Here is a 10060-nt window from a genome sequence, read left to right on the forward strand (position 1 = left end):
TAGCATGGAGAACGGAAACCCTGCTCTCGAGCTGTCCATGCAGGAACTGAACATGGAGGAGCTGGAGGGCATGGAGGCTCCCGACTGGTGGAACAGCTTCCTTGCCAGCTTCGCGGTGTCGGCCGGTGTCAGCACCGCCTACAGTGCGATCTCGGTCACGTCGGTCATCGTTACCTGATGAAGGTCGGCGTCTGATAGAAACGGCCCTGTTCCGGATACGGGCCAAGCGCATCCGGAACAGGGCCGCACCGCTGAACATGCGCGACCCGAGCCGCAGAGGAGAGACGTTCCATGCCACAGGCTGCTTCCCGCGGCGCCATTCTTGCCATGGTGACCCCGTTGATCTTCGCCGCAATAGCCGCCCCCGGCGTCATCAGCGCGCTCACCCGCGGCCGGACGCGGACAATGTCCCTTCTTGTCTGTGTCGGCGTGGAGCTGGTCATCATGGTGTGCATCGGCCTGTACATCCGACTGAGACAGCGGGCCTGAACGTCAGCCGCTGACGGGGCCGTTCCCAGCCCAGCAGACATGGCCGCACACATCATTGTCCGCTGCGCGCCAGAAATATTGACCTGTACGTCTCCATCGCCATGTCCGTCGCCCAAGGGCTCTCCGGTCACCGACACCCGGTGTCGACCGGTGTCAGCGCCGCCGAAAGCGCGATCTCGACCGCATCGGCCAGCGCTGCCTGATGGAGATCGGCGTCTGACCGGGACAGCCCTGTTCCGGATGCGGGCCAAGCGCACCCGGAACAGGGCGGCACCACCGAACATACGCGCGGCCTGAGCCGCAGAGGAGAGATGTGTTATGCCGCAGGCTGCTTCCCACGGGTTCGACCCGGTCGGCTGCGTCGGCCTCTGCTTTCCGTCGGGGGAGAGGGCCTGAGCATGGCCGCTGTGATCGAAATCGACGGTCTGACCAGACGCTACGGTGACGTGACCGCCGTGGAGGACGTCTCCTTCCATGTTGGGGGCGGTCGCATCCTGGGACTGCTGGGACGCAACGGCGCCGGCAAGACGACCACCCTGCGGATGCTGCTCGGTCTGACCAGGCCGACAGCGGGCCGGGCCATGGTGTTCGGCCGTCCGTACGCCGACCTGCCTCGAGCTGCGCACCGGATCGGCGTGAGTATGGACGGCATCGGTCCGTTGAGTGCCGCCACTGGACGGGCCGACCTACGGATCTGGGCGCAGACCCTCGGCCTGAGCCGTTCCCGGGTCGAGGAGGTCCTGGAGCGGGTAGGCCTCGCGGACGACGCGCACCGCAAGCTGCGCGGCTACTCCACCGGTATGCGGCAGCGACACGCCCTGGCCACTGCCCTGCTGGCCGATCCTGAACTGCTCGTCCTGGACGAGCCGGCCAACGGCCTCGACCCCGACGGCATCCGCTGGCTGAGAGAGCTCCTGCGGTCCCTCGCGGACGAGGGCCGCACCGTGCTGCTGTCCAGCCATCTGCTGGCGGAGGTCGCGCAAACGGCAGACGACATCGTGATCCTGCAAGGCACCCTGCGATACAGCGGCACCGTCGCCGACCTCACCCAGGAGGGCGCCGTCAGCCTGGAGAGCCGCTTCTTCACCCTGGCTGGGCCCTCGGCGATCAGGCACGCCCATGCCTGATCTGCTGCGTGCCGAATGGCGCAAGATCTGGACCGGACGCACCTGGTGGTACCTCGCAACCGCCGGGGTCCTGCTGAGCGTCATCGGTGACGCCGGCTACCTGAAGCAGGCGCTCGACAAGCCCGTCGCGACCCGGCCCAGTTCCGCCGAGCTGACCTCCACCCTGGTCCAGGGCTGGTTCGTGATCGAGCTGGTCGCCGCCCTGGTCGCCATGCTTGCCGTGACCAGGGAGTTCGGCAGCGGCGCAATCTGCCGGTCCGCGTTGCTCAGCGGCGGCAGGGGCCGCTTGCTGACGGCCAAGCTGCTGACTGCCGCCGGCAGCGGCGCGGTGTTCGCCGTGGCCGCCGGAGCCGGCGGAGCCATCAGCCCCTGGGTGTTCCTCCCCGGGCACGGGTATCACCCCCAGTGGACGGCGACGACCACCTGGACCCTGCTCGGTGTGATGTTGGTGGTGGTGTCCGGCGCCCTGTGGGGCAGTCTGCTGGGGATGGTGATTCGGCATCAGGCCGGCGCCGTCGTCACCCTGTTGCTGAGCACCTGGCTGGTGAGCGGGGGGTTGCAGCGCCTCGTCCCGTCGGTCGGCCGGTTCACCATCGACGAGGCCATGTCGTCGGTGTGCCGGGGCGGTACCTCCGGTGTGCTGTCGATCCCGTGGGCTCTGGTGGTGCTGGCCGCCTGGATCGTCGCGACCGGCGTTGCTGCCCGCACGCTGTTCCTGCGCAGGGACCTGCCGTGAAGCTGACTCTCAGCCCTGCGCGCCCGCAGCCACCGCCACCGCAGCCGCTGCCCGAGCACCCCCGTCTGGCCTCCGATGTGCTGGTGCACGAGCCCCTTGAGGAGGGTGCGCCGTGGGTCGTCCAGTTCGGCGGGCGACGCTACCTCCGGGTGGGGGCAGGCATGGCCAGGTTACTGACACTGGCCGACGGTACGCACACAGCGCACGACATCGCGGCAGAGCTCGGCGGCTCCTGGTCCCCCGAGTTGGTGAACGCCGGCCTGCTGCGCGCCCAGCAGACCCACCTGCTCCACGGCGACGAGCAGCAGCGGCCCCGGGACCGCGCGTTTACCTTCGTCCCGCCGCTGACCTTCCAGTTCACCGTGCTGCGACCGGACCGGCTGCTGAGCCGCCTGCGACCGCTTACCGAACGCCTGGCCCATCGCGGCCTGGCCGCGGCCCTGGCCGTGCTGGCAGTGGCCGGGCTCTTGTCCGTCGCAGGTCAGCTGCCCACGATCACAAACGCGCTGGGTAGCCCGGTAGCCGTGCCGACCCTGGTCCTTTGGGTCTGCCTCAGCTATGTCGGCATCGTGCTGCACGAGTGCGCGCACGGCCTGGTTCTGAGCCACTACGGCGGCCGGCCGAACCGGATGGGAGTCATGCTGTTCTATCTGACCCCCGCCTTCTTCTGCGACGTCACCGACGGCTGGCGGCTGCCCAGGAACAGCCAGCGGGTGCGAGTCGCCCTGGCGGGCATCAGCGCCCAGGTGGCCATCGGCGGCCTGGCCGCTGTGGCGTCGGCTGTCGTCGCCGCGGCCGGCGGCAGCTCGGAGCTCCGTGACTGCTTCCTGCTGCTTGCGGTGTCCAACTACACCGCCGGGGTCTTCAACGCCGTTCCGTTCGTCAAGCTGGACGGCTATCTGGCGCTCATGGGCCACCTGGATCTCTCGCACCTACGGGAGCGGGCCATGGTTGATGCGCGCCGACTGGTCGCCCGTCTGCTCTTCGGCGGAAGGTACGAGCGGGCGCTGCCCGGGGTCTCCTGGGCGCCGCTGTTCGGGCTGGCCTGCATGATCTTTCCGGTCTACGTCGTGGGCATGGCCTTCACCATCTGGCGGACGCTGCTCGAGGACATGGGCACGGCCGGCGCTGCCGTCGTCGTCCTCGTCCTGACCTATGTGATGCTGCGCCTGTACTCCGGTGCGGCGCGGCTGATCGCCGAGGCCAGAACCGCGGGGGCCCGCACCTGGCGGATCGTCGTCGTCCCGATGGTCGTGCTGGTCGCGATGGTCGCGATCTCCGCCGGGCTGTCCCTGCCGTACACCGTCACCGGCGGGTTCCTGCGCGACCACGAGCGGGTGGTGTTCGTGACGACCGGGGCAGCGGACCAGGCCGCGATCAGGACGGGCGCCAAGGTGACCCTCGAACGCAGCGGCATCGTCTTCCACGACCGGCTGGGTAACGCCACGGTCGCCTCCGCCGGTCCCATGGACACCTCGGCCCCGTTCTCCGTGTTTGCGCCGGTGAAGGGTCTCGACGGGTTGCGGGTGCCGGCCTGTGCTGTCCCGCTGGAGACGGACGGCCTGCCCTCCGACACCACCGGTCTGGCAGTGGTGAGCGCAGGCCACCGCAGCCTGGGCGCCTGGCTCTACCTCAGGTACCTGGCACCGTTCTGGCGCTGAGCTGTGGCCGTCCTGCGTCCCTCCCCTGTCGACAAGGCGGTTGACCTGTCATGGACATACCTCGACATCTGATGTTCTGTCCGCCCGGCACCCTGTTCTTCGACCGGGAGGCCGGGGATTCGGGCACACAGGACGACTTCGCCGCCGTCACCGCCGAGGCACCACAGGGCTGGGCGCGAGGCATCGGACCTGACTGGACGACGCTGACGCCGCCCGAGCCCCGGCTTCCCCTCCAGGGCTGGAAGATTCATGTGTCCGCCACCCCGGACAACTGCGAGAGCATTCTCGCACGGTCCTGGGACTACCTCATCCCGCGCCACATCACGTTCAAGTTCATCCGTAGCCGGAAGGTTCTGTTGCGACGCAACGGAAAATACGGTGACCGCAGTGCCAGCGGGAAGTTCGCCACCGTCTACCCCGCCGACGAGGCCCAGCTCGCCGTCGTCCTCGACGAACTGGGAACATTACTCGACGGGGAGCCGGGCCCGTACATCCTCAGCGATCTGCGTTGGCGTTCCGGCCCGCTGTACGTGCGCTATGGCGGCTTCGTCGCACGTACCGTGAAGTCGGCAACCGGCGAGACCGTCCACTGCATCGAGGACCCCGAGGGCCACCTCGTACCGGACCGGCGGGGCCCCTCGTTCCGGCCGCCGGAGTGGGTCACCATCCCCGACTGCCTGGCCGAGGCGGTGGCCGCGCGGAACTCGGGCACGTTGGACGACTTCCCCTACCGGGCCGAAAAGGCACTGCACTTCTCCAACGGCGGCGGCGTCTACCGGGGTACCGCGCTGCACACCGGTGAACCGGTGCTGCTGCGCGAGGCCAGACCACTTTCCGGCATCGATGCCCTGGGCCAGGACGCGGTCGCCCGGCTCCACCGCGAGCATGAATGCCTGCAACGGCTCGCTGGACTACCGTGGATCCCTCGGCTGCTCGAGAGCCGGCAGGGGCATGAGCATCACTTTCTCGTCCGCGAGTTCGTGGCGGGCGAGACCCTCGCCGTCGCGGCCTCCCGCCGCAACCCGACGGTGCCGGACAGCGCTGCGCGGGAGGCGGCCCAGTACACCGAGTGGGCCGTCGACGTACTCGACCAGGTCGAGCGCGGGGTGCGGGCCATGCACGAGCGGGGCGTCTTCTTCGGCGATCTGCATCCGGGCAACATCCTCGTCCGCCCCGACGGCTCTGTTGCCTTCGTCGACCTGGAGACAGCCTTCACCGACCCTGAGGCAGGACAGATCCACGCCGCCCCGGGATTCGCCGCGCCGCCCACCCATCGGGGCCCGGACGTGGACCGGTATGCCCTCGGCTGCCTGCGTCTCGCCCTGTTCGCCCCGCTGACCACGCTTCTGGCGTGGGGGCCACGCAAGGTTGAGCAGCTGATTCAGCACATCACCGCGCGGTACCCCGTCCCCGAGGACTACGCGGAGAAGGTCCGGGGTGATCTCGCCGTCGCCAACCGCGGCGCCAGCCACGGACACGAGCCGGCGGGACGGCCGGGCATGGCGGCCGACTGGGCGCCACAGGCGGAACCGCGGTCCCCGGAACCGCGGTCGCGGCCCCAGCACCTGCCGAGAATCGGACGAGAGCGCGTGACCGCCGTGGCCGAGGGCATCGCAAGGGCCGCCACACCCGAACGCGAGGACCGTCTCTTCCCCGGTGACGCGCACCAGTTCCTCCTGCCGGAGGGCGGCACCTGTCTCGCGTACGGCGCCGCCGGTGTCCTCTGGGCACTCAGCCAGTCGGGCGCCGAGGTTCCCGCCCAGCAGGTCGACTGGCTGGAAGCAGCCGTCCACCGCCTGGCGGAACCGGCACCCGGCCTCTACAGCGGCCTGGCCGGTATCGCGTGCGCGCTCGGGCACCTGGGCCGTTCTGAGTACGCGTTCGCACTGCTCAAGCAGGTGCGCAAAGCCGAACCAGCCAACGACAGCCTTCTCGACGGTCTGGCCGGCATCGGACTCGCCCATCTGCACTTCGCGCGTACCAGCAGCGACAGCGTGGCCCTGAACTACGCCATGGCGGCGGCCGAGCAGCTCACCGAGCGCGCCGCCGCCCACCCGCCGCGCCGCGGGGAGGCCGGCCTGATCCGCGGCCGGGCAGGTGGGGCACTGCTTCAGATCCGGCTGTACGAGCAGACCTCGGACAGCGGCTTCCTCGATGCGGCCGCGCAGCTGCTCGACAGCGACCTTCGTGCGCTCGGATGGGTCGCATCCCCGGGACCCGTGGCGGGAACTCCGGGCGGCGGCGACGGGGAGGGTTGGGCGGCGGGCGCACCGGGCCGCCACCCGTTGCTCGCCAATGGCAGCGGGGGAACCGCCATGGTGTTGCAGGACTATCTGGCGCACCGCCCGGCACCACGTTTCGCCCTGGCCCGGGACGGGGTGTTGGAAGCGCTACGCAATTACACACCGCGTACCGCTGGTCTCCTTCACGGTTGGGCGGGTGTCATGCTGGTGCTTACCCACCTGACCGCGGACAGCGACACGGGGGCCGAGCAGGTCTCCCGTCTTCTGGACATCCTCGGCCTCTTCGAGGTCGGCTATCTGGATCGGCCTGCCTTCCTGGGCTTCGAGAACCTGCGGCTGTCAACCGATCTGGCGACCGGTGCGGCCGGGGTGCTGCTGGCAGTGCACGCGGCGGCCGGAGGGTCCGTCGCCGTGCCGTTTCTGTGACCGGACGTGGGGAGACGAACATCGGCCATGAACACCACAGGCACCGTACGGGTTTCCGTGATCTGCCCGACCTACAACAGGTCACAGGCGATCATGGCGACTATCGACTCCGTCTGCGCGCAGACCGTGGAGGACTGGGAACTCCTCGTGATCTCGGACGGATCCGACGACGATACGGAGGACTGGGTCCGGCAGGCCGCCCGGGAGGACCTGCGCGTCCACCCCATGCGGATCGCCCGGACCGGTCACCCAAGTGGTCCGCGTAATGCCGGCCTCGCGACCGCCCGCGGTGAGTTCATCGCCTATCTCGACCATGACGATCTTTGGCGGAAGGACCATCTGGCCGTCGCGCTCGGTCTGCTGGAGGCCGGGGCCGACCTGGTGGCGACGGGCTGCTCCTACCGCGACGCCGCAGGCGCGGACCTCGCACCGCTCTCCCCTCTCGCCGCGTTCTGGCATCCCCAGCTTCAGCTGATGGGGCCCATGTTCGAACCCTCGAGGGTCTCCCACCGCCGCGGTCTCGTGGAGCTGGTCGGTGGCTGGCAGCCGGGGGCGGGACTGGAGGACTGGGACCTGTGGCTGCGGATGGCCGATGCCGGCATGGCCTTTCGCACCGTGGTGGAACCGACCGCCGTCCTCCTGACGGGCAGCGGCACCCGCAGGCACCGGATGCGGCGGCCCCACCGACTCCCACTGGTCACCCTCGACGACGCGAAGGCCGCGCACAGTCTGCTCCTGGAACTGCGCCGGGGGTGCCACGACCAGGTGTTCCGTAGCGCCGGCCTGGCCGACATGCTGGACTGGTTCCATCAGATGGCGGCCACGGGATCGCTGGTCAGCCCCCTGGACTGGAACGGCGATCTGGACGCCGAGGCCGAACGTGTGGTGATGGGCGTCGACCGGCTTTTCGAGGAACTCGTCCTGGTGCCGGAGCGCGGTCGCTTCGCGCTCGCCAGGAACCTTCTCTGCGCACGGGCCGACCATGCGCGCCGCGCCGCCGCACTGCTGCCTGCCATCCAGCCCCGTCAGCTGCGACTGCTGGGTGAACTCGCCACCGGCCGGCCAACCCGGCGATCATCGCCGTTCGGCGGTGAGTCCGCAGACGCGCGAGAATCAGCGGCGAAAGCCGTGGAGCGTCCACGCGGTGGAGCCGAGGCATCCCGGGGCGACGCCCCCGCCCCGACGGATACGGTCCATCCGCCGCTGGGCCAGACCCTGGCCCGCGGATCCTGAACTGCTGCTCGCCGAGGCCGGCCTGAAGCGCACCGGCCCGTGGCGGCGGGGACGGCACGAGATGACCGTAGTGATGGACGCGTGGACTTCGAGCCCTGGTCGACCAACCCGGGTCAAGCCCCCACAGACTCAGGACTCCCAGGTGGCGACAGCGGCGTGATCTCTATCCAGTTGATTTTGATCTCTCGCGTACCGAGTGTCGAACAGCAGGAAGCCGAGCAGCTCCCGATTGTCACCGCCTGTATGCAGGAGCGACAACGCGCCCTTCAGCAGGCCGAGCGCGTGACAGTCGGGAGCACGTAGAAAGTCGACGGGTTTTATGGACCCGAGACCCTGACAACGGTCGCGGAACACGGCGGCCGCCATGCCGGCGAGCTCGCCGCTGTTCGACAAGACCAGCGGAAGGTAGCGCCGTTGACCGATCGCGCCCGCCGATAGACGGTGACGGTCCGGATCGACCCACAGCGGTGGCGGTTGCGCACCCGCCTGGAGCCCGACGGGGCGACCTGATGGAACGGAGGACGCACACATGCAGGAACCCGAGGCCACCGAGGCACCCCGCGACGGGGACGTCGTGCGATGACCAGGCGCCGTTACGACTCGACCGCCGACGAACGGGTGACCTTCGCGCCGCGCCGCCAGCATCGGAGGTACTTGCCGCCGATCGGCGGCTGTCCGTTCCTGGCCGACGTGGCACCCGAGCAGGCCGCCGCCGCCCTGCGGGCGGTGCTGACATGAATGACCGCGACGCCCTCGCGGCCCGGCTCGCCACCGAGTTCCGCGCGCGCCTGGGCCGCCCCCCGGCAGGGGTGTGGGCCGCCCCGGGCCGGGTCAACCTGATGGGTGAACACACCGACTACAACGACGGCCTGGTCCTCCCGTTCGCCCTCGACTCCGCCACGCTGGTCGCGGTGGCGCCGCGCGACGACGACCTGCTCACCTGTCTGTCCCTGGACCGTCCGGGCGTGGCCGCCCTACGCACGGGCGACCTGCGGCCCGGCGCCGTGACCGGCTGGCCCGCCTACGTCCTGGGCGCACTGTGGGCACTGGGCTGGCCACAGGCCAGGCAGCCCGGCCTGGACATCGTCGTCACCTCACAGGTCCCACCCGGGGCCGGACTGTCCTCCTCGGCGGCACTCACCTGCGCGGTCACACTGGCCGCAGCCGAACTCGCCGGCCTGGAACCCGACCGCACCACCCTGGCCGCCGCGGCCCGCCGAGCCGAGACGGACATGGTCGGCGCCCCCGTCGGCATCATGGACCAGATGGCCGCCATGCACGGCCAGACCGACCACGCACTACTGCTCGACTGCCGATCACTGACCTTCGAACCCGTACCACTGCCCGGCCAGGACTCGGGCCTGGCCCTGCTGGTCGTCGACACCCGCATCAGCCACGCCCACGCCGACGGCGGCTACGCCCAGCGGCGCACCGCCTGCGAAGACGCCGCCCGCACCCTCGGCGTCCAGGCCCTGCGCGACGCCACCCTCACCGCGGTGGAAACCACACTGGTCGGTGAGCAACGACGCATCGCCCGGCATGTGGTCACCGAGATCGAGCGCGTCCGGACGGCGGTGACCGCGCTGCGCCACAACGACCTGACCGGCCTCGGCGAGATCTTCGCCGCATCCCAGGCATCCATGCGCGACGACTTCCGAATCTCCTGCCCCGAGCTCGACCTCGCCGTCGACACCCTGCTCGACGCCGGCGCCCTCGCCGCCCGCATGACCGGCGGCGGCTTCGGCGGCTGCACGATCGCCCTGCTACCCGACGCAGCCGTCCCCACCGCAACCACCGCGGTGACAGCAGCCTTCAAGACCCGCGGCCTCACCCCGCCACGAGCCTTCAAGACCCGCCCATCCCACGGCGCGACCCGCGTCTGCTAGACGGTTTTTCGGGGATCACAAGGCCGCCGTGGTCAGGCGCGCAGCGCGGTCGCCGGGCAGGGGGTCAGAACTCGGCTACCGGCATCGACGTGAGTCAGGCCGGACGAAGGAGTGGGGTCGAGTCCTTCCGCGGGGCGCCCGAGGACGCGGCGCGCCGCGGCTCAGACCCGTCCGGTCGGGTTTCTGCCCAGGACCCGGGCCGCCCCGGCGATCTGGTCGCCCGGCCGGTCGGCGGGACGCAGGACGGGCGTCGCGCGGC

General features: G+C 70.1%; 10 protein-coding genes. 9 read left to right on the forward strand and 1 reads right to left on the reverse strand.

Annotation, left to right across the window (positions count from 1 at the left end):
- The first annotated feature begins 4 nt into the window (after window positions 1-4).
- The 7 genes from ND747_RS06920 (at window position 5) to ND747_RS06950 (ending at window position 7915) form a co-directional block, all read left to right on the forward strand.
- On the forward strand, window positions 5-178 hold the full coding sequence (locus ND747_RS06920) for a daptide-type RiPP (RefSeq protein ID WP_251732635.1): 174 nt from the start codon (window positions 5-7) through the stop codon (window positions 176-178).
- A 113-nt stretch (window positions 179-291) separates the two neighbouring features.
- Window positions 292-489, forward strand: a complete 198-nt coding sequence (locus tag ND747_RS06925; protein ID WP_251732636.1) for a hypothetical protein — start codon at window positions 292-294, stop codon at window positions 487-489.
- Between the two features lie 398 nt (window positions 490-887).
- Window positions 888-1616 carry an ATP-binding cassette domain-containing protein gene (locus ND747_RS06930; RefSeq protein ID WP_251732637.1) on the forward strand — a complete coding sequence of 243 codons (729 nt, stop codon included), beginning with the start codon at window positions 888-890 and terminating at the stop codon, window positions 1614-1616.
- On the forward strand, window positions 1609-2352 hold the full coding sequence (locus tag ND747_RS06935) for a hypothetical protein (RefSeq protein WP_251732638.1): 744 nt from the start codon (window positions 1609-1611) through the stop codon (window positions 2350-2352). The genes ND747_RS06930 and ND747_RS06935 overlap by 8 nt, the downstream gene beginning before the upstream one ends.
- Window positions 2349-4013 (forward strand): daptide biosynthesis intramembrane metalloprotease, encoded by a 1665-nt coding sequence (gene mpaP, locus ND747_RS06940; RefSeq protein WP_251732639.1) that lies wholly within the window; start codon window positions 2349-2351, stop codon window positions 4011-4013. The genes ND747_RS06935 and mpaP overlap by 4 nt, the downstream gene beginning before the upstream one ends.
- 50 nt (window positions 4014-4063) lie before the next feature.
- The gene (gene lanKC, locus ND747_RS06945) at window positions 4064-6682 is read left to right on the forward strand and encodes a class III lanthionine synthetase LanKC (RefSeq protein WP_251732640.1); all 2619 of its coding nucleotides are present in this window, start codon (window positions 4064-4066) and stop codon (window positions 6680-6682) included.
- A 27-nt stretch (window positions 6683-6709) separates the two neighbouring features.
- The gene (locus tag ND747_RS06950; protein ID WP_251732641.1) at window positions 6710-7915 is read left to right on the forward strand and encodes a glycosyltransferase; all 1206 of its coding nucleotides are present in this window, start codon (window positions 6710-6712) and stop codon (window positions 7913-7915) included.
- Between the two features lie 129 nt (window positions 7916-8044).
- Here ND747_RS06950 and ND747_RS06955 read toward each other — a convergent pair whose 3' ends face one another.
- Window positions 8045-8464: a hypothetical protein gene (locus ND747_RS06955; protein ID WP_251732642.1), complete on the reverse strand. Its 420-nt coding sequence runs from the start codon at window positions 8462-8464 to the stop codon at window positions 8045-8047.
- Window positions 8465-8494: 30 nt separating this feature from the next.
- Between ND747_RS06955 and ND747_RS06960 the strand changes: the two genes are divergently transcribed.
- Both ND747_RS06960 and galK read left to right on the forward strand, forming a co-directional pair.
- Window positions 8495-8653 carry a hypothetical protein gene (locus ND747_RS06960; RefSeq protein WP_251732643.1) on the forward strand — a complete coding sequence of 53 codons (159 nt, stop codon included), beginning with the start codon at window positions 8495-8497 and terminating at the stop codon, window positions 8651-8653.
- Complete coding sequence (galK, locus tag ND747_RS06965) at window positions 8650-9801, forward strand: galactokinase (protein WP_251732644.1); 1152 nt, start codon at window positions 8650-8652, stop codon at window positions 9799-9801. The genes ND747_RS06960 and galK overlap by 4 nt, the downstream gene beginning before the upstream one ends.
- Window positions 9802-10060: the final 259 nt, after the last annotated feature.

Source organism: Frankia sp. R82 (assembly GCF_023716925.1).
Classification (GTDB): Bacteria; Actinomycetota; Actinomycetes; order Frankiales; family Frankiaceae; genus Frankia.

Bases quoted from the DNA above. Each gene is read 5' to 3' on its own strand.
- ND747_RS06935 (WP_251732638.1), top strand. From the start codon at position 1,609: ATGCCTGATCTGCTGCGTGCCGAATGGCGCAAGATCTGGACCGGACGC.
- galK (WP_251732644.1), top strand. From the start codon at position 8,650: ATGAATGACCGCGACGCCCTCGCGGCCCGGCTCGCCACCGAGTTCCGC.
- ND747_RS06960 (WP_251732643.1), top strand. From the start codon at position 8,495: ATGACCAGGCGCCGTTACGACTCGACCGCCGACGAACGGGTGACCTTC.
- ND747_RS06925 (WP_251732636.1), top strand. From the start codon at position 292: ATGCCACAGGCTGCTTCCCGCGGCGCCATTCTTGCCATGGTGACCCCG.
- ND747_RS06950 (WP_251732641.1), top strand. From the start codon at position 6,710: ATGAACACCACAGGCACCGTACGGGTTTCCGTGATCTGCCCGACCTAC.
- lanKC (WP_251732640.1), top strand. From the start codon at position 4,064: ATGGACATACCTCGACATCTGATGTTCTGTCCGCCCGGCACCCTGTTC.
- ND747_RS06930 (WP_251732637.1), top strand. From the start codon at position 888: ATGGCCGCTGTGATCGAAATCGACGGTCTGACCAGACGCTACGGTGAC.
- ND747_RS06920 (WP_251732635.1), top strand. From the start codon at position 5: ATGGAGAACGGAAACCCTGCTCTCGAGCTGTCCATGCAGGAACTGAAC.